Origin of the sequence: Enterococcus sp. DIV1089c, from assembly GCF_050530965.1 — a bacterium.
In the GTDB taxonomy this organism is placed as follows: domain Bacteria; phylum Bacillota; class Bacilli; order Lactobacillales; family Enterococcaceae; genus Enterococcus_B; species Enterococcus_B hirae.
In genome coordinates this window covers 2,356,758-2,375,865 of sequence record NZ_CP172888.1, presented here as the reverse complement: position 1 = coordinate 2,375,865, position 19,108 = coordinate 2,356,758, and the positions used below count along the sequence as shown (strand labels likewise).

The window sequence follows — 19,108 nt, the reverse complement described above, 5'->3', positions numbered from 1 at the left end:
AATGAAAAAAAAATACTATCAGTTGCTTATCGCTTTACTAGTCATGGTAATAACGGATGTTTTTTTGACAATAAATGCTCATGCAGACAATAAGTATGATATTGTGATTGATGGTGCATTTAGTGACTGGTCAGACTTGCCAAAGACTAAAATGTTTTTTTCTTATGAAAATGGACAAAATATTAAATATGCTAGCCTAGTCACGGATGATAAGAACTTGTATTTCTGTTTGGATATGGCACCAGAAGGACATAACTACCGTAATTTACAACCAAGTGGACATAGGTTGACAATTGGAAACAAAGTGTATTGGATGACATTTATTAATGTATTTAATAGTGAAGACCTGTCAGTTATTGGTCAAACAAAAGATGTTCAGGTCAATTTTTGGGCTGAAGATAATACTGTTAACTTAACGATTCCAGGGAAACTTACTCGTGTAAAAACGAATTATAGCGCTACTTCTTACTCAGATACAGTGGAAGTTGCAGCTCCTTTTGAGCAATTGAAAGTAGAAGCAACAAGCAGTCAAACTATCACTTATAGCAATAACAATTTGGGACAGCAGATGATTTCTGTAGCAGGAGGAAGCACTGGGCCATGGATACTTGCCGGAATTGCAGCAGTAATCGTAGGTTATTCTTTATGGAAAAAAGAGAAATCCCAAAAAATTAAAATAAAAAACTTACTCTCAAGAATTTCTTGATTAATAATTAGGAATATTTATGAGGAAATAGCTATAGTATAACCACAAAAATTGTATTTGAATAACAATTTTTGTGGTTAAAGATGTCTTGATTTAATTATTTCAAATTTCTTATAATAGAATTAAAGATATCTTTTAAGATATTTTGAGGGGGAATTTTGGGGAAGTGGTTACCCCTCTTTTTTACATAAATTATTATATTTTAAAAGAATATAGAACATATAATTACTATATCTAGATGGAAACAACTTTATGGAATGAGTGAATATAGTGATTGATTAAAATTCTATGCCAACGCAATTGTAAAAATAATATAGAGATTTACTTAACTATGTTACATTTGAAAATATGTATCATCCTATTCGTTTTTATTGCGATATAATCTTAAGAAATATCTTGTTGTATTGGTATTTGTGAAGGAAAAACACTCCATGTAATTTAGCAAATTTACAATGATTTAGAAAATCATTTTATTTATATCCAAATGTGGTAATAATAGATGTAAGAATTTTTTAAGAGGTGATTATTGCATGAAGAAAAAAATATACTCCACGCCCTAAATCAGACTTTGAAAAGCGTTTATTTAAAAGATTTGAAGAACCTAATCGTTTAAAAGCGCTGGAAAAAACTAGATATAAGAGAGCAAGTAAAGGTGGATTTTTATTAATTCAAGTAATTAGTTATTTTAGCTGAATATATTTTTTTTAGATATCGATCAATCTTAAGTAAAAAACAAGAATCCCTATACACAATCATAGGTATTAATATGGAATGGCAACAGTTTTTTTGACAAATTTTATAAGGTGCAGAACTTCTTTCCGTATGCTATTCCGATTGTCCTTGACAATGAGCCTCCTCGGATGTGACGATCTTCGGCAGGAGCTAACAGTTAAAGTTAGACTGCCTCGCTAGCGTTAGCACATCCGAGCTCATTATCAAGGATTCGCTGCGCCAATCTCTGGTTACGGTAACCAACCGGTGTCTCGTAGCCAAGTGTACCGTGCAACCGAAGGTGGTTCCACCAATTGACATAGTCAAATAACTCCAAATCCAATTGTTGTAAGGTTTCAAATGTGTATTGATAGACAAATTCTACTTTCAACGACTTATAAGTTGATTCAGCTACGGCATTATCAAAAGGACAGCCTTTATGACTCAATGATCGATTGATGTCAAAAGTTGTTAATAATTCATCAATAGCTTGGTTATCAAACTCTTTTCCACGATCAGTATGAAAAATCTCAACCTCTGTCAGAGGTTGTTTGATACGGCTAAATGCTTTTTTTACTAGAACGGCATCTTTATGTTCTCCACAAGAATAGCCGAGAATTTCTCGATTGAACAGATCCAAAATGAAACAGACATAATTCCATTTTTTCCCGACTCGTACATAAGTCAAGTCTGTTACGATCGCTTCTAATGGGTTGTCTCTTAAGAATTTACGATTCAATACGTTTGTCGTTTTGGCTTCATTGCAAGTAGAATGATGTACTTTAAAATAAGCAACAGTATAGCTCGATTTTAATCCTCTATTTTTCATGATTCTACTAATTTTTCGTCGGCTGATCTGAATGCCTCGTTTTGATAAGGCTTTTTTTATTTTTCTTGAGCCGTAGGCCTTTCGGCTGCGGATAAATTCTTCAGCGACTACTTCTTCAAGTTCTGATTCGTCTTTCTTTGGTTTTGATTGATAATAATAGGACTGACGTGATAGACCTAATATTCTGCACATCGCTGATATAGGGTAAAGATGCTTATTCGCATCGATTACTTGTCTCTTCGTCCGAATATCAGCGCTGCTTGCTTTAAAATATCATTTTCCATTTCTAATTGCTGGTTTCTTTTACGTAGTTCTAACAATTCTTTTTGTTCAGGCGTAAGATTATCTTTTTCTTTGAATGAACCACTCGTTTTAGATTGCTTTACCCATTTGTCAAATGCTGAAACCGTTAGTTCATATTCTCGAATGATTTCTACACGTGGCTTTCCAGCTAAGTAAAGATTGACGATTTGTTGCTTGAATTCTTGTGAAAAAGTTCTTCGTGTTCTCTTAGACATAAAAATTCCTCCTGGTATGTTTTCTTCTAGTCTACACACCTTAATTTTTCTGTCTAGTTAATTGTAGCCTATCCATGGGCTATTTTTATGGCAAAGGAGGGAAAAGAAATGTTTCAAAATAAAGGACAACGTTATGTCACAAAGGGAGTAATGGACAGTTTATCAGTGGAATTACAAGCTTTATGTTGGAATCTAATCGATCAAAACGTTCAAAAGCAACTTCCTTTAGACTATCTTCAAATTTTTGAATTTTCTACGGAAAAAGGAAATCAAAAGTTGGTTCATCGTCAAGAAGAACCGGAAGAAAGAAAAGAGTATCTGATTTCACCTAAGCTTCGTTTGAAATCAGTGTCTCAAAAAATATGGGCCATTGATTCGGGTGAGTATCAAACGATGTTATTACCAGGAGAATACTAGTATCTAAAAGAAAGGAACGAAAGGACTTGTTAGAAACGGCTATCGAAGTACTGGAAAAGTGTGCACAGCTGGTCACTGCTTCTGAAGAGTGGGGCTATGAATCCGTTACGATGGAAAAAGAGGAAATTGAAATAGGTACACTTCCTAAAGATGTTCATCTACCACGTTTAGTGATGACACATCTTTATATTTATTGCGCACCAGAAGATGGAAAAGACTATGTAGTTTATTTCATTACAGATATTACCAGCCAGCGAGAATTTGTTCGTGGGTTACTGGTAGAAGGACGATTGGTTTGGAGTCAGATTGAAGGAACGATAGATGAAATCAACCCAAAGTTGATTTATAATTTAAAGAACAATTTCCAATCTTTAGGAATTGATGAGAAAACTGAATTAGTTGCAAATGAACGTGATCAATTGTTAATAGAAGAATTCTTGGATGCAAATTGGGAAAATCATGAGTTTTTTCAGCAGTTCGTAGCTCACTTTTTAGGAAGAGGAATAGGCCTTACACCAAGTGGGGATGACATGTTGATGGGCATGATTATGATGTCAAACTCTTTTTCTATGCCAATGGAATGGTCTTCGTTCATTTTAACTCAATTAGAGCGTACACAAACAACAAAAGTAAGTGATGCTTACTACAAAGCTTTGTTATCTGGTTACATAAGCACTCAGTTTGTCTCTCTGTTGCAAATAATCAAAGATAAAAAAATGACTGACTGGAATGAAGCTATTTCAAGAATTGCTGATTATGGACACACTTCCGGATGGGACACGCTTTTTGGTATTTTTTTATTTTTGCAGAAACTAGAGAAATCTTTGTCATGAAGAGCGGTCGTTGATTTTTATAAAAAGCGAGAGTAAGGGAGAATGGAAATATGCCGAAAAAAATAGTTGTTGCTTTAGGTGGAAACGCCATTTTAACAGATATTCCAACAGCGGAAGCACAAAAAGAATCATTGCGTCAAACAAGTGAGCATTTAGTCAGTTTTGTAAAAGAGGGCCACCAAATTATGATCACTCATGGAAACGGTCCGCAGGTAGGGAATTTGTTGCTTCAGCATGCCGCAGCAGATTCAGAAAAAAATCCAGCATTTCCGCTGGACTCTCTTGTGGCAATGACACAAGGAAGTATTGATTTTTGGATGCAAAATGCTTTACGTGAAGCATTGATTGCTCATAATATTGAAAAGCCAGTTGTTTCTTTAGTTACTCAAGTACAAGTGGATGAAAATGATCCGGCTTTTGAAAATCCATCAAAACCGATTGGTCCATTTTTAAGCGAGGAAGAAGCAAAGGTTGAAATGAAAAAAGGGAACGGGACCTTTATTGAAGATGCTGGTTGTGGTTGGCGTAAAGTTGTACCCTCACCAAAACCAAAGAGTATTTTAGAATACCCAATTGTAGAATCATTGACAGATAACGGTGTGATTACGATTGCTGCCGGTGGCGGTGGAATTCCGGTAATCGCCTCTGAGGAAGGATTTACAGGAATTGAAGCGGTTATTGATAAGGACTTCGCAGCAGCAAAACTTGCTGAATTAGTTGGAGCGGACTATTTGATTATTTTGACTGGGGTAGACAATGTCTATGTCAATTGGAATAAACCAGACCAAAAAAAATTAACCGACGTAACGGTCGATGAATTAAAAGAATATATAAAACAAAACCAATTCGCTCCTGGCAGCATGTTACCAAAAGTAGAAGCAGCAATTGAATTTGTTGAAAATGCGAAAGATGGAAAAGCGATTATTACATCATTAGAAAATGCTGGTAAATTATTTGATGGTAACGGTGATGTAACAACGGTAATAAAATAATTGCTTTAACAGTTTAGCGTGATAAAAATCTATACCTTCTTAAGTTGATTTATTAACTTGAGAAGGTATTTTTTTCTGAAAAATGATAATGAAAATCAAAATGTTCATTTCTATCAATTTTGAAGTCAAAAAAATAAAGTACAGCCCAGAAATTTGCTCTGTACTTTAAAAACTGGTTAAATGAAGATGAAATCGCTCCCTTATTTTTTAGTATTGGTGGAATTAAAAGGTACTTTTTAAACAAAAACTACACATAAAAAATAAAAAAAATAAAAAAAGTATTGAAATGTAATTGCTTTCAGTATATGCTATATCCATAAACGCGCGTTCATGGGATGTTCATCGTATAAAAAAAGGTGGAAATGAGCGTATCGTTTTTCTTTTTAACAAATCATGAACGCGCGTTTATGAGTTTGAATCAAGCTGCAATATAAGAAGGCAAACTGCAAGACCTTCATTTTAAGGAGAAGTGTTATGGGGAAAATAAGTTTAGGAATAGACATAGGAGGGACGTTCATTAAGTATGCATTAATAGACAAGCAACATCGCATCAAAGAGAAGTGGAAAGTCGAAACGGTTAAGTACAATACAGCCGACGAATTTTACGATTATATATGTTCAAATATAAGAAATGTAGATGAAATTGACAAAATCGGTGTAAGCGCACCCGGCCTTATTGATGAAGACTCGAATGTTAAATCCTATGCTGCTCCTAACGTAGCTATAATGTACGGCACAAATATCAATAATGAAATCAACAAAAGGACAAATAAAAAAGTGTCCGCAATCAATGATGCAAAAGCGGCAGGTTTATGTGAGTTTAAAATTGGAAATGCAAAGGGATACAAATCTTCAGCGTTTTTGATTATAGGTACAGGAACAGGCGGATGCATATGCGACGAAAACGGAGTTGTGTATGGAAAAGATTCGTTTGCGGGGGAATTCCATAATATGCCTTTTGTAAACGCTGAGATAGGCGGCCTTGATAAGATGGGTGATTATGCTTCGATAACCGGATTGGTTAATTTATACAATAAAAAAGCTAATCGGGAGGAGCAGGTTCAGTATGGAAATGAGGTTTGCAAGAAGTACCTAAACGGAAATGAATCAGCTGTGTCTTCAGTAGATGAATGGATAGGAAACATAGTGGCTCAATTAATAGTAATCACCGTTTTTTATAATCCTGAAGTGATATGCATCGGTGGAGGAATATCCGAAGAAAACTGGTTCATCAATAAAGTAAGAGAAACGTATAAGAAAACCTGTAGGGAGTATTTAGAAGCGGATTTTATTACTACCGAAATTAATAGATGCAAGCATAATAACGATGCCAACATACTGGGTGCTGTTATAAAAGCTTCTATCTAAAATACACAACAGTTTTGTTTCAAGAAAGAATGTTTGAAAATAAATTTATATTGAAAACGGAGGAGAAGATTCAGTGATATACGAAGAATTAGACAAATTCCAAGATGATTTCCTATGGGGATCGGCATCTGCAGCGTATCAGGTTGAAGGAGCATGGGACAAAGATGGAAAGGGGGAAAGTGTATGGGATGTGTACACCCGCCAACCGGGGACAACATTTAAGAATACAAACGGGAATATCGCGGTCGACCATTACAATAGATACAAAGAAGACGTAGCTTTAATGGCTGAAATGGGATTGAAAGCTTATAGATTCTCAATTGCATGGACACGTATTTATCCCAATGGAAGAAATGAAGTAAATGAAGAAGGCTTAAAATTTTATGAAAACTTGATAGATGAACTTATCGCGAACAATATCCAACCAATCATTACGTTGTACCATTGGGATTTACCTCAACATCTTCAAGATTTGTACGGCGGATGGGAATCAAGAGAAATCATTCATGATTTTAATGAATACTGTGTAACGTTATTCAAGAGATTTGGGAATAAAGTTAAGCACTGGGTATCATTGAATGAACAAAATATATTTGTAACACTAGGTTACGTAACCGCTATGCACCCGCCAGCTGTTAAAGATCAAAAGAGAATGCTTGAGGCGAATCATATAGCGAACTTAGCTAATGCTACCGTAATTGAATCCTTCAAAAAATATGTTCCAGACGGTATGATTGGACCAAGCTTTGCATTTGGACCAGTTTATCCATTCAGTTGCGATCCAAAAGATGTTTTATCCGCAGAAAATGCAGAGGATTTAAATTGCAATTGGTGGCTCGATGTTTATTGCAAAGGTAAATATCCAGTGTTCGCTTTTAAATATTACGAAAGACTTGGGATCGCACCCACTATTGAAGATGGAGATCTTGAATTGTTGGAAAGAGTAAAACCAGATTTTATCGGAATAAATTATTACCAAACAAGCACAGTTGCATTCAATCCGCTTGATGGAGTAGGGCAATCGGAAGGTATCAATAACACAGGTAAAAAAGGCACCACTAAAGAAAGCGGATTACCCGGAGTTTATAAAAATGCAAAAAATGCACATCTGGAAACAACAAATTGGGACTGGGCAATTGATCCTACTGGTTTAAGAATTGGACTAAGAAGATTGACCAGCAAATATAATCTTCCAATACTTATTACAGAAAACGGGCTTGGAGAATTCGACAAGCTTGAAGAAGACGACACTGTCAATGATGCTCACAGAATCGATTACTTGAGCGCACATATCAAGGCTTGTAAAGAAGCAATAACAGATGGTGTTGATCTTCTAGGCTACTGCACGTGGTCATTTACAGATTTGTTAAGCTGGTTGAATGGTTATCAAAAACGCTATGGATTTGTGTATGTGGACAGAGATGAAAATGATCAAAAAGATTTGAGAAGAATCAAAAAGAACAGCTTCTATTGGTACAAAAATGTTATTCGCACCAATGGAGAAGAGTTATAAGAATCGTTCACAATCAATGAATATGAAAAAACAAGGAGAGATAGACCATGAAAAAAATTTTACTAGTATGTTCAGCAGGAATGTCCACAAGTTTGCTTGTGACCAAAATGAGAAACTCCGCAAAGGAAAAAGGAATTGAAGTAGAAATAGATGCTCTTCCAGTTGCAGAGGCAAGTACGGCCGTTGATAATGTCGATATCGTTCTTTTAGGACCACAAGTGCGTTTCCAGAAAGGGACCGTTGAAAAACTTGTAAAAGGCAGAATTCCCGTAGAAGTGATGGACATGCGGCTGTATGGAATGATGAATGGAAAAGCGATTTTAGAAGATGCTTTACAAAAAATAAACTAGGAAAGGAGGCTAAAAAAAATGAGTTTTATGGACAAATTTCAAAGTGCTATAGAAAGATTGTTAGTGCCTTTATCTACAAAGTTGAACGCTCAAAGACACATATGCGCAGTAAGAGATGCTTTTATTTTATCATTCCCATTAACGATGGCAGGATCATTGATGGTGTTATTGAATAATGTTTTCTTGTCAGCAGATGGATTCATGTTTAAAATCTTGCAATTCGATAAACTTTTTCCGGGTATTGTTAAATTCCAAGCAGTGTTCGCTCCAGTTGTTAAAGGTTCAGCTGATATTTTCTCGATTCTGATTGTGTTTTTGATAGCCAGAAACCTTGCGAAACTAATGGAAGGCGATGATTTGTTGACAGGTTTGACCGCAATCTCTGTTTATTTCATCATCTATCCTGATTATTTCGATAATGAAGGAGTAAATTATCTAACAAATCAATATATGGGCGCACAAGGGTTGTTTGTAGCAATTTTGGTTGGGCTCTTGGTCGGCGAACTAATGTCTAGATTAGCAAAATCAGATAAGTTAGAAATTAAAATGCCAGAACAAGTACCTCCAGCAGTTGCAAGATCCTTCAAAGTGTTGATTCCGATTATCATCACGACGATTTTCTTCTCCGTCCTCAACTACTTTGTAAAAATGGCTGCACCGGGCGGATTACATGAATTAATTTATAACATCATTCAAACACCATTGACCAGAATGAGTCAAAGTTTATTCTCAGTGATTATTTTAGCATTATTATCTCAATTGCTATGGGCTATGGGAATACACGGACCAAATACGATTGCAGCTATTCGAGATACCATGTTCTCGGAAGCCGGAAACGCAAACCTCTTACATTATGCTGAAAGCGGTACTACATGGGGAGCGCCTTATCCGATAACGTACAGTGGTTTAGCTACTGCTTTCGCTGAATATGGCGGTTCAGGAGCGACATTGGGTCTAATCATTGCTATATTGATTTTCTCGAAAAATAAGGAATCGAAAAGTATTGGCAAACTTTCTTTTGTACCCGGTTTGTTCAATATAAACGAAATGGTTATCTTTGGTTTACCGATTATTCTGAATCCGATTTACATTATTCCATTTATTATTGCGCCACTGGTTAACATTATGATTGGTTATACCGCAGTTATGATTCTTAAGATTATGCCGCCGGTAACGATTGGTATTCCTTGGACAACACCAGGACCATTGATGCCTTTCTTGGGTACAGGCGGAAATATCGTCGCACTGTTTGTCGGATTCATCTGTCTTGCGGTGAGTGTATTGATTTACTCGCCGTTTGTAATCGCAGCGAATAAAGCAGCGATTATTGAAGATGAAATGGAGAATGAAATACAGTCACAAGAAGTAGTAGAATCGATTTAAAAAAGCTGCAGTACGCTGAGAACAAACCGAAAGATTCAAGATAGGAGATTTACACATGGAAGGAATTGAATTAACTGCTTTTAGTATAATCAGTAATGTTGGAATGGCCAAATCATTGGCTATTGAAGCATTAAGAGATGCCAGAAAAGGAAAGTACAATGAAGCAGAAAAGAAAATGGCTGAAGCATCGGAATATTTTGTGAAAGGCCATCATGCACATACTTCTTTGATACAAAAAGAAGCTGCTGGCGAAAAAGTTGAACTTTCGTTAATAATCATGCACGCAGAAGATCAATTGATGTCGACGGAGACAACTAAATTATTAATCGAAGAAATGATAGAAATGTTCAAACAGTTAAACAATAAATAAGTGAACATGAAAGAGAAAATATTAGACGAACTAGAATTGCTTGCTTACTTTACAGGCAGAATCTGATGCCAGCAGCAAAACATAGAGCACCCAGGATGAAATATAATCCTGGGTGCCTTATTTTTAGAACAAAACACCGGGGTGGTAGTTTGTTCTGCGGTTGAAGGCATTTGCTGATGGTTTCTGCATGAAAGGTATTGCCAAAAGTCTCCTTTTGCTGGAATCCTGAAGCAGGCAGAGTTTTTCGAAAAACAGAAAAAGATTGAAAAAAATGGACAAATAATATAGTGTTGCAGTATGAACACGAGTTTACGAACGAAAGGAGATGCCTTTATGATGAATAGTACTGAAATTGCAAAAATTGCCGGAGTATCACGCAGTACTGTATCCAGAGTGATAAATAATTATTCAAATGTCTCGGAAGAAACAAGAGAAAAGGTTTTAAGAGTAATTAAGGAACATGAGTATGTGCCACATGCTTCAGCAAGGATGCTTGCAGGAAGCCAAAATAAGGTGATCGGCTTATTTATTATAGACCTGATACATGAAGAAGTTGGACTAAAAAATAGAATTACCAAAAGTCCGTATTATCTAGAATTTACTAGTTCAGTGATAGAAACAGCAAGTGAGATGGATTACCTGGTTCTTGTCCATATTATACATAGCGTCGCAGGCTATGAAAAAATTAAAGAGAGTTTTTATAATAAGACAATTTCTGGTGGGATTTTCATAGGCCAGAATGACGACGATGAATCGATAAAAACAATCATTGATAGAGGGTATAAAGTTGTGCTGCTCGATCAATCAATCAGACCTGAAGATGCCACCTATAACCAGTGCATGATAGTGAATGCGGACAATTACAACGGCGCTTATTGTGCGACAAAATATCTCATAGATAAAAAACATAAACAAATCGCACATATTACAGGCGGTACGGTCAAATTCTCTTCTAAAGACAGGATAAGAGGATACAAAAAAGCATTAGAAGATGCAGGGATAGAAGTAAATAAGAACTTGATTGTAAATAGCGAATTTGTGGAAAATGCTGGATATGAGGCTGCGAAAAAATTATTTAATGGAAATAGTGAGTTTTCGGCTATTTTTGCCAGTAATGATAAGATAGCATTTGGAGCAATCAAAGCTATTCAAGAAAGAGGTCTCAAAGTTCCAGATGACATCTCTGTTATAGGATTTGATGATATTGAATCGTCTAAATATTTTAATCCGCCATTGACTTCTATGAAAATGAAGTTAGGAGAAATGGCTGATATCGCCACAAAGTCGATTGTTGCATCGATTGAAGGTGAAACGAAGCCATCTATAAATGTAGTACCTGTCTCATTAGTGGAAAGGGAGAGTTGTGGGATTTTGCAGTAGCAAAACTTGCTGAATTAGTTGGAGCTGATTATTTGATTATTTTGATGGAGGTAGACAATGACTGTGTCTATGTCGACTTGAAAAGTAAAGTACAGCGCCCAAAAATGCTCTGTACTTTAAATCTCAGCAAAAACAGGAATATTTCCCAAACATCTCCTTCTTTGAGTAATTATACAAAAATTATGCAGACTTCCTTTTTTCATGATAAGATAATTTAAAAAGTTTTTAAACGATTTCTCCTCCTCTTTTTCTTATATCGGGGGAGCATATTTTTTTGTAGACTAGGGGATTATAAGTTCAGCCATCAATGTCTAGCTCCCAAGTCCTGACCTAGTGAAAAAAGATAAATTTGCCCCATTGCGCGCTTCGCTGCTCATTCAGGGTCAAATTTCCTATTTTTTTCATAGGTCAAGGCGGACTTGTCCGCTTTTCTTATCGCGTTTTTCAATCCTTGTGAATTTAAAGTTAGGCTATCATATTCAAAAATCAAGAGTATTGACTACGGTTGTCCAATCCAGTAAAATCAATACATACAACGGTTTCATAACTTATAGTCAAAAGTAAAGCTTGAAAAAGGGTTAAAAACATGAAATATGGATATGCACGAGTAAGTACTCGCCATCAGGATTTAGCAGGACAGATGCGACAACTGGAAGATGAGCGTTGCGATCGAATCTATTTTGAAAAAATTACTGGAACCAAAAGTAACCGACCTGAGTTTCAAAAACTCCTACAGGAAATACAGACTGGCGATACGCTAGTAATAACAAAACTGGATCGCTTCGCTCGCAGCACTCAAGATGCATTGACCAAACAATTGAAGACATTCAATTGGGTTCGATCAAAGGTTACCTCTAAAGAACCATTTACACAAAATTATTGACGCTCCCAAGCTAAAACTCCTATTAATCGATCTACTAAAAATAAATAAAAAATTCTTTTCAATTTTTATTTATGGTATGACATAAATAAAGTAAAGTTATTCTTCTAGGTTAATCTTATTAATGCTCTTTCTCACTAGTGTTGCATGCAACACTAGTGAGAAAGAGCATTAAATATACTGCAAGGCAAGACATTTGGTAATTGAAGAATAACAAGCAAAAAAATAGCAGTCAGGTCTCTTGACAAAGTATAGTTGCTATTCTTTTTTTAGGCCCTACTTTAATGAAATTTTTGTTTGAAGAGAACGACTTCATTCCTTTGATTATTTCAGTTGAATTTAATAGAGAAGCCTGGCGTCTATTAAGAAATACTTTTCTTGATGAGCGTCAATTTTTTTAACGGAAATCTATCCTATACTAAATTCAGTAAAGAAAAAGGAGGAATCAAAGAAAGCTATTTTAAACAAACCAAAATTATAGGAGGAATAAATCATGACTGAAAATAAAGCTACTCAAGAAAGAACACCCCAAGAAAGATTGCAAGAAGAACAAGAACACAAGGAACATGTTCATCATACGAAAATTAATGCAGCGGCCATTGCGGATCATCTTTTAGGCAACATGCATACATTACATGTGAAACTGCACCAATATCACTGGTATGTAAAAGGAGCCAATTTCTTTACGTTGCATGAAAAATTTGAAGAGTTGTATAACGAAAATGAAAAATGGTTCGACAAACTTGCGGAGCGTCTAATTACTTCTGGGCATAAACCTGCTTCGACAACGGTTGAATTTGAAAAATATTCGATGCTTTCGGAAGATGCAGTTAATAAATACGCTAAAGCAGAAGACATGGTTGAAAATATTATCGAGGACTTCAGAAGCACTCGTGACCTAACTATTCGCGCGATTCGTTTAGCTCAAGACGAGGGTGACGATGCTTTAGAAGATACATTGATTGCTTTTAAAAATGACTTAGACAAGAACATTTGGATGCTGCAAGCGTTCATTGGTAAAGAAGCATTAGAAGATGATGACGCTCTTGATGAGGATGAAGATTAAGGTAAAAGTAGAAGCTGATTTAGGGATTGGAATTCTTTCCAGTCCTTTTTCCATTTTCTTGATGTGCATCAATTTTTTTGTAGTAAGAGACTTATATAATAAAAGCAGCGAATATAAACAAAATAAATAAAGGGGGAGAATGAATTGACTAAACATACCCATCATGAAATTGGCGACCACGCAGCCTGTATCCGCTTGGTTCCAATATTCAATCACTTAGAGGATAGCGCGATGAATTACATTGCTGAAAAAGCCCACACGAAACAGTATCAAAAAGGAGAGTTTCTGTTTCGTTCACAAGAAAAAGAGGATACTTTATATATTATCAATCGTGGGAAAATCCGTATTTATCGATTGGCAGACTCTGGCAAAGAGCAGCTAGTGCGGATCTTGAACCCTGGTGATTTCACCGGAGAATGGACCTTGTTCAACCCGGATGCAGTACACGAGGAATATGCCGAAGCAACCCGAGATACCGTTGTCTGTATGATTCAGCAAAAAGATGTCCAAGATTTTCTGGAACAATACCCAGCTATTTCTTTAAAACTATTGGCGGAAATGTCTAAACGGTTAGAAAGTTCAGAACGTCAAACGACACAAGTAGCCGTGGAGAGTGTCATTACCCGTTTAGTTTTGTTTTTGGCAGAAAATGTGGAACCTGAAATGGGCAACTCTCCCACCATCACCCTGCCGATGGCAAAAAAGGACATTGCTTCCTATTTAGGAACGACACCTGAGACCATCAGTCGCAAATTTGGAGAATTGGAGGACGAGGGATTGATTCAACAGCTGTCTGGGAAAAGGATCAAGATTCAGGATTTAGATGATTTATTGCTTTACAGCGAATAATCGGACACACTTTTTTCTACACGTTGGTGTTCTGTCGCTCTTCATTAACAACGGGACAGAACTCAGTGTTTTTGCTTCCATCTGTCCGTTTTTGGCTTTTTTAAGACAGAACGACCTTCATTCATTGGAAAAATAAAAGCACAAACATGATAACCCTCAAGTTTTTTTGTTTTATTTTTCTTTAAGATAGGGTTGTCGAACAAAACGTAAAAATAAGTAGGGTGAATGTGCATTGTTTTTGGGTGATAGTTGCCATCACGTTGTCAGCAGCGGGTGCATTCTTTGTCGTCCCTTTCACCAAGAACACGATTGGCGGCGAAGCAAAAACGTCTAACGTTGTTGAGGCAGATAGGTTAGCTATGGAAAAAGAAGAGGAAGTTGTAAAAGGAGCCGGCGTAATCGGACACGGAAAAGTGGCGTATTACGAAGCGAGTGACCAGGGAGATAAAAGTGTATTCACTGTTTGGTTTCCATGGAGCTTAGCCGGAATCTTGTTCAGCATCACCATGACTAGAATGACGCGAAAAATTGAAGAAATGGAGCAAATAGAATGGGATTCGTATTAGGCGTTTTGAATCCCCATGTGGTGGAGATTGGTTCTGTTGTGATTCATTAGTATGGAGTCATTATTGCAGCAGGCATATTAGCGGCTCTCGAGTTGAGCACCAAGGAAGCAAAGAAAAAAGGACTGGAAGAGGATACCATTATCGATATGGCCTTATGGGCAATTCCGATTGGACTCCTCGGCGCTCGGCTTTATTATGTGTTATTTGAACTTGGTTATTATCTGCAAAATTCAGGACAAATCCTTACGATTTGGAATGGCGGCATTGCGATTTATGGGGGATTGATTGCAGGAGGGGGTACGCTATATTGGTATGCAAAGAAAAAAGGTACTTCTTTGGCACTCGTTCTTGATATTTTAGCGCCCAATGTATTGTTAGCCCAGTCCATTGGTCGTTGGGGCAATTTTATGAATCAGGAAGCTCATGGTGGACTGGTTACTCGTCAATTCTTGGAAAATCTTTATTTACCTGAATTTATCATTGAACAAATGAATATCAATGGTACCTACTACCATCCGACTTTTTTATACGAGTCATTGTGGAGTTTGTTGGGCTTTGTCCTCATCGTCACTATACGGAACCGAAAACAGCTTTTGCGTCAAGGAGAAGTCGCTTTGAGTTACGTTTTGTGGTACTCAGTGGGTCGGTTCTTCATTGAAGGTATGCGAACGGACAGTTTATGGATTGGCGAGTGGATCCGCGTTTCGCAAGCCTTGTCTCTGGCCCTGTTTATTGGCGCGATTGTAGTATGGTTTATACGCAGACAAGATTATCCACCAATTTCTTATTATTCTGATGGCAATAAGGGGCAGAAAAAGACTATTAAGATGGTGAATTGAGCAAAAAGATAAAAAGAAGTGCAAAACTTAATATGTGTCAATTTTCGTTTGCTAAAAGTGAGCTATACTACAGTTGTAAAAAGGAAAAGGCAGTGTTCATTAATCTGCTGCCGATAAAATAAAAACACATAAAGGAGATAGGAATTATGGAAAAAGCTATATTGCAATTAGAAACGTTGTCTTGTCCAAGTTGTATGCAAAAAATTGAAGGTGCCGTAAAATCAGTTAACGGTGTTGATAAAGACAGCATTAAAGTATTATTCAACTCCAGCAAAGTCAAAGCCAATTTTGATTCAGCTGTCACTTCGATTGAAGAGATTCAAAAAGCTATCGAAAACGTAGGCTATCCAGTCCTTAAAGCAAAAGTCAAGGCCGCTTAACAGATTAAATGAACTAGGCAATTCTGGAAGAAAAGCTATTTTTCCAGGATTGCTTTTTTTGTTGCAATCCGATTCGAGGTGCTTAGAAACGATAAAAGAGAACTTTCTAAACTTGATGTCAGTCAATTAATTACTTAGGCAATTATCTTATACTGTGTTTATCAATAAAAGAGAAATTAAATTTGGAGGGAAAAAGCATGCAACAATATATATTAAGCAAGAAAAATGTTATCACCGTCATCAGTGGATTGTTAATCGTACTCGGTTTCTTCAGTCACTTTGTTTTAGAAAACGTAGGACTTTCAGAGTGGTCTTTGATCATCGCCTCTGTCTTTGGGATTACGCCAATTGCCATTCAAGCGTTTCAAGCAATGAAAGTCAAAGTCATCAGTATTGATGTCTTAGTCAGTATTGCAGCGATTGGTGCGCTTTTTATTGAAAATTATGAAGAATCGGCTATCGTTACGTTCTTGTTCTTGTTCGGACATTATTTGGAACAGCGTACATTGAACCAGACACGTTCAGCAATCAAAGAATTAACCGACATGGCACCAGAAAGTGCCTTGGTCCAAACAGAAGACGGAGAATTTGAAGAAGTGGATGTAGATGATGTAGATGAAGGAGATGTTCTGCTTGTCAAAACTGGTGCGAAAGTTCCAGTAGATGGTACAGTCCTTACGGGTGAAGGGCATATCAACGAAGCCAGTATCACAGGAGAATCCGTTCCTGTCACAAAAACAGAAGGCAGTGAAGTCTTTGCCGGTACGATATTGGAAAATGGCACCATTCAGATTTGGGCAGACAAAGTCGGAGAAGACACCACATTCGGTAAAATCATTGAACTTGTGGAAGAAGCGCAAGATTCTAAATCAGAAGCAGAGCGCTTTATTGACCGCTTTTCTAAATGGTATACCCCAACTGTTTTGGTTCTGGCATTCATTGTCTGGGCAATGACCCAAAACGTTGAATTGGCGATTACGATCTTAGTCCTAGGCTGTCCAGGTGCATTGGTCATTGGGGTTCCGGTCTCCAACGTAGCCGGAATCGGAAACGGTGCACGCAATGGAGTTCTTTTGAAAGGAAGCGAAGTCATCAATGACTTCAGCAAAGTTGATACGATTGTGTTCGACAAAACAGGAACGCTGACTGTCGGGAATCCTGAAGTCGCGGAAACAGAAGTGTACGGAGACAATGTAGAAAAAGCCTACAGTTATTTAGCCAGCGTGGAGACTGAATCAGACCATCCACTAGCCAAGGCCGTCCTCCAGCATACCGGCACGGTAGAACTGTTCCCGGTAGAAGACACAGACGTCGTCAAAGGCGGCGGCATTGTCGCTCAAGTGGACGGACACCGCATCGCGGTTGGAAATGTGGCGTTGATGGAAAAAGAAAATGTGCAGTTGAGTAAAAAAGCGCAGAAAGACGTCAAACAATTCGAGAAAAATGGGAACTCCTTAGTATTGACAGCAGTCGACGGGGAATTGAAGATTCTGATGGGAATCCGCGACCAAATCCGTCCAGGAGTGAAACAAGACTTGCAGGAATTGAAGAATTTAGGCGTGAAAGATTTAGTGGTTCTTTCCGGCGACAACCAAGGCACAGTGGACCGGGTTGCGCGTGAACTGAACCTCACCGAGGCGCACGGGCATATGCTGCCGGAAGACAAAGCGGCTTATATTGAAAAACTCCAGCAAAAAGGGCACACGGTCGCCTTTGTCGGGGACGGTGTCAATGACAGCCCGTCCTTGGCGCTAGCAGATATCGGGATTGCAATGGGAAGCGGAACGGACGTAGCGATTGAAACATCCGATGTCGTTTTAATGAACTCGAACTTCAGCAACTTGCCCCACGCATTAGGATTAGTAAAAGCCACCGCAAATAATATGAAACAAAATATCGTGATTTCAGTTGGAGTAGTGTTGGTCTTGTTGACCAGCGTCTTCTTCAGCGAATGGATGAATATGTCTATCGGAATGTTGGTTCATGAAGGTAGTATCTTGGTGGTAATTTTCAATGGCATGAGATTAATGAAGTATAAGTTGAAAGGTCGGAAAGAACAAAAAGAAGTATCAGCACCTGCAGAGAAAGTAAAAATATATTAAGAATAAATTAGAAGAGGCTGAGACAATAGTCCATCCTTGAAATGACAAAAGCGGAAACTCAGATTTTTAAATCTGGGATTTTCCGCTTTTTTGAGTTCTTGAAAAAAAATAAGAGTATAGAGTATGTTCTTTATAAAATTAATTTTCGTGTAAATGATTAAAAAATTTAATAATAAAATTTAAATTCCTATTAAGTTGTAACACATGAAATTGCTTAAAATAATGTATTTAAAATCTTGATTTAACTAGTTTTTTTCTCTCGTCTTTTTTATAGATATGTATACCTTCGAAAAGACAAGAAATAAAATAGAAATACCTGTTTAGTGCAAAATGAGAAGAATCTTTTTTAATTCATAGTTTATAATTTATGGATTTCTGATTTAGTCGTAGGTGCATTTTTAATGGTATCAGCTACCGGACAAGTACGATCAATAAATGCGATAAAATCTGAAATCTCTTCATCAGTATTATCAGCTTCAATATAAAATTTAGATACGATTGCAGAATAGCCTATTTTAGCTGCTTTATTTTTTCCTATAAAACCATCAGGATCTAATACTCCATCTATCTCTACACGGATATCGTTTAAATTTATGCCCTGCACTTTAGCGAAAGACCGAGCTACAATAACTTTACATGCTCCAAGAGAGGCTAATAATAAGTATTGGAGATGGTGCGAAGTAAGATTGATAAAAAATGGATAAAGGATTAGATTTAATACAATGTCTTATCACGATTCTAATGATTTGATGAGAGTGTAAAATATTTTGTGTAATAAATATTTCACAGAAAGAAAGAGAAAATTATGCATTGGTTATGGGTATTAATCGTAGGAGCTATTATCGGTTTGATTGCCGGAGCAATTACAAATAAAGGTGGATCAATGGGATGGATAGCTAACATCGTTGCAGGTTTAGTTGGTTCAGCAATTGGACAAGCATTGTTAGGTAGCTGGGGTCCTCAATTAGCAGGAATGGCTTTGATTCCTTCTATCATTGGTGCGATCATCGTTGTTGCTGTAGTATCATTTTTCTTGGGACGTTCAAGAGGTTAATC

The 19,108-nt window shown here is 37.0% G+C and carries 18 protein-coding genes and 3 pseudogenes; 19 read left to right on the top strand and 2 right to left on the bottom strand.

From position 1 onward, the window contains the following. Window position 1: 1 nt before the first annotated feature. Window positions 2-706 carry a Firmicu-CTERM sorting domain-containing protein gene (locus tag IGL30_RS11215; RefSeq protein WP_002326402.1) on the top strand — a complete coding sequence of 235 codons (705 nt, stop codon included), beginning with the start codon at window positions 2-4 and terminating at the stop codon, window positions 704-706. An 895-nt stretch (window positions 707-1,601) separates the two neighbouring features. Here the strand turns inward: IGL30_RS11215 and IGL30_RS11210 are convergent. After that, a protein-coding gene (locus IGL30_RS11210; protein ID WP_218192801.1) for an IS3 family transposase occupies window positions 1,602-2,764 on the bottom strand; the annotation gives its coding sequence in 2 pieces (ribosomal slippage) (window positions 1,602-2,488 and window positions 2,488-2,764; 1,164 coding nt in all). 108 nt (window positions 2,765-2,872) lie between these two features. On the opposite strand from IGL30_RS11210, the gene IGL30_RS11205 reads away from it, so the two are divergent. From IGL30_RS11205 to IGL30_RS11125, 17 genes and pseudogenes are all read left to right on the top strand, one after another. Further along, entirely contained in the window at window positions 2,873-3,181 is a 309-nt protein-coding gene (locus IGL30_RS11205) for a DUF960 domain-containing protein (RefSeq protein WP_086284680.1), read from the top strand. Between the two features lie 26 nt (window positions 3,182-3,207). After that, window positions 3,208-3,498: pseudogene (locus IGL30_RS11200) on the top strand (4'-phosphopantetheinyl transferase); the annotation flags it as partial. Beyond that, on the top strand, window positions 3,472-4,014 hold the full coding sequence (locus tag IGL30_RS11195; protein ID WP_374220267.1) for a DUF2877 domain-containing protein: 543 nt from the start codon (window positions 3,472-3,474) through the stop codon (window positions 4,012-4,014). The pseudogene IGL30_RS11200 and the gene IGL30_RS11195, both read left to right, overlap by 27 nt. 50 nt (window positions 4,015-4,064) lie before the next feature. Next, complete coding sequence (arcC, locus tag IGL30_RS11190) at window positions 4,065-5,006, top strand: carbamate kinase (protein WP_375371694.1); 942 nt, start codon at window positions 4,065-4,067, stop codon at window positions 5,004-5,006. Between the two features lie 474 nt (window positions 5,007-5,480). After that, the gene (locus IGL30_RS11185; RefSeq protein ID WP_002305082.1) at window positions 5,481-6,374 is read left to right on the top strand and encodes an ROK family protein; all 894 of its coding nucleotides are present in this window, start codon (window positions 5,481-5,483) and stop codon (window positions 6,372-6,374) included. A 73-nt stretch (window positions 6,375-6,447) separates the two neighbouring features. Next, a complete protein-coding gene (locus IGL30_RS11180) occupies window positions 6,448-7,887 on the top strand; it encodes a glycoside hydrolase family 1 protein (protein WP_002305084.1) in 1,440 nt (479 codons plus the stop codon). Window positions 7,888-7,934: 47 nt separating this feature from the next. Further along, window positions 7,935-8,237, top strand: coding sequence for a PTS sugar transporter subunit IIB (locus tag IGL30_RS11175; protein ID WP_002305086.1), 303 nt, complete (start codon window positions 7,935-7,937; stop codon window positions 8,235-8,237). Between the two features lie 18 nt (window positions 8,238-8,255). Next, window positions 8,256-9,620, top strand: a complete 1,365-nt coding sequence (locus tag IGL30_RS11170) for a PTS sugar transporter subunit IIC (RefSeq protein ID WP_002319286.1) — start codon at window positions 8,256-8,258, stop codon at window positions 9,618-9,620. A gap of 55 nt (window positions 9,621-9,675) precedes the next feature. Further along, entirely contained in the window at window positions 9,676-9,990 is a 315-nt protein-coding gene (locus tag IGL30_RS11165) for a PTS lactose/cellobiose transporter subunit IIA (RefSeq protein WP_002305088.1), read from the top strand. A gap of 333 nt (window positions 9,991-10,323) precedes the next feature. Further along, window positions 10,324-11,370 carry a LacI family DNA-binding transcriptional regulator gene (locus IGL30_RS11160; protein ID WP_002319287.1) on the top strand — a complete coding sequence of 349 codons (1,047 nt, stop codon included), beginning with the start codon at window positions 10,324-10,326 and terminating at the stop codon, window positions 11,368-11,370. 586 nt (window positions 11,371-11,956) lie between these two features. Further along, window positions 11,957-12,178 (top strand): annotated as a pseudogene (locus IGL30_RS11155) (recombinase family protein); the annotation flags it as partial. Between the two features lie 565 nt (window positions 12,179-12,743). Continuing rightward, window positions 12,744-13,316 (top strand): Dps family protein, encoded by a 573-nt coding sequence (locus tag IGL30_RS11150; protein WP_002292150.1) that lies wholly within the window; start codon window positions 12,744-12,746, stop codon window positions 13,314-13,316. A gap of 144 nt (window positions 13,317-13,460) precedes the next feature. After that, the gene (locus tag IGL30_RS11145) at window positions 13,461-14,165 is read left to right on the top strand and encodes a Crp/Fnr family transcriptional regulator (protein ID WP_002292156.1); all 705 of its coding nucleotides are present in this window, start codon (window positions 13,461-13,463) and stop codon (window positions 14,163-14,165) included. Window positions 14,166-14,392: 227 nt separating this feature from the next. Further along, window positions 14,393-14,731, top strand: coding sequence for a hypothetical protein (locus IGL30_RS11140; protein WP_002300938.1), 339 nt, complete (start codon window positions 14,393-14,395; stop codon window positions 14,729-14,731). Next, window positions 14,716-15,570, top strand: a pseudogene (gene lgt / locus IGL30_RS11135) (prolipoprotein diacylglyceryl transferase). Before IGL30_RS11140 ends, lgt begins: the two are co-directional and overlap by 16 nt. Window positions 15,571-15,716: 146 nt before the next feature. Then, window positions 15,717-15,950 carry a heavy-metal-associated domain-containing protein gene (locus IGL30_RS11130; protein WP_002292161.1) on the top strand — a complete coding sequence of 78 codons (234 nt, stop codon included), beginning with the start codon at window positions 15,717-15,719 and terminating at the stop codon, window positions 15,948-15,950. 197 nt (window positions 15,951-16,147) lie between these two features. Continuing rightward, entirely contained in the window at window positions 16,148-18,052 is a 1,905-nt protein-coding gene (locus tag IGL30_RS11125; protein WP_375371693.1) for a heavy metal translocating P-type ATPase, read from the top strand. A gap of 358 nt (window positions 18,053-18,410) precedes the next feature. Here the strand turns inward: IGL30_RS11125 and IGL30_RS11120 are convergent, their stop codons facing one another. Further along, window positions 18,411-18,743 (bottom strand): OsmC family protein, encoded by a 333-nt coding sequence (locus IGL30_RS11120; protein WP_256737378.1) that lies wholly within the window; start codon window positions 18,741-18,743, stop codon window positions 18,411-18,413. A gap of 114 nt (window positions 18,744-18,857) precedes the next feature. On the opposite strand from IGL30_RS11120, the gene IGL30_RS11115 reads away from it, so the two are divergent. Beyond that, window positions 18,858-19,106: a GlsB/YeaQ/YmgE family stress response membrane protein gene (locus IGL30_RS11115; RefSeq protein ID WP_002292290.1), complete on the top strand. Its 249-nt coding sequence runs from the start codon at window positions 18,858-18,860 to the stop codon at window positions 19,104-19,106. Window positions 19,107-19,108 lie beyond the last annotated feature (2 nt).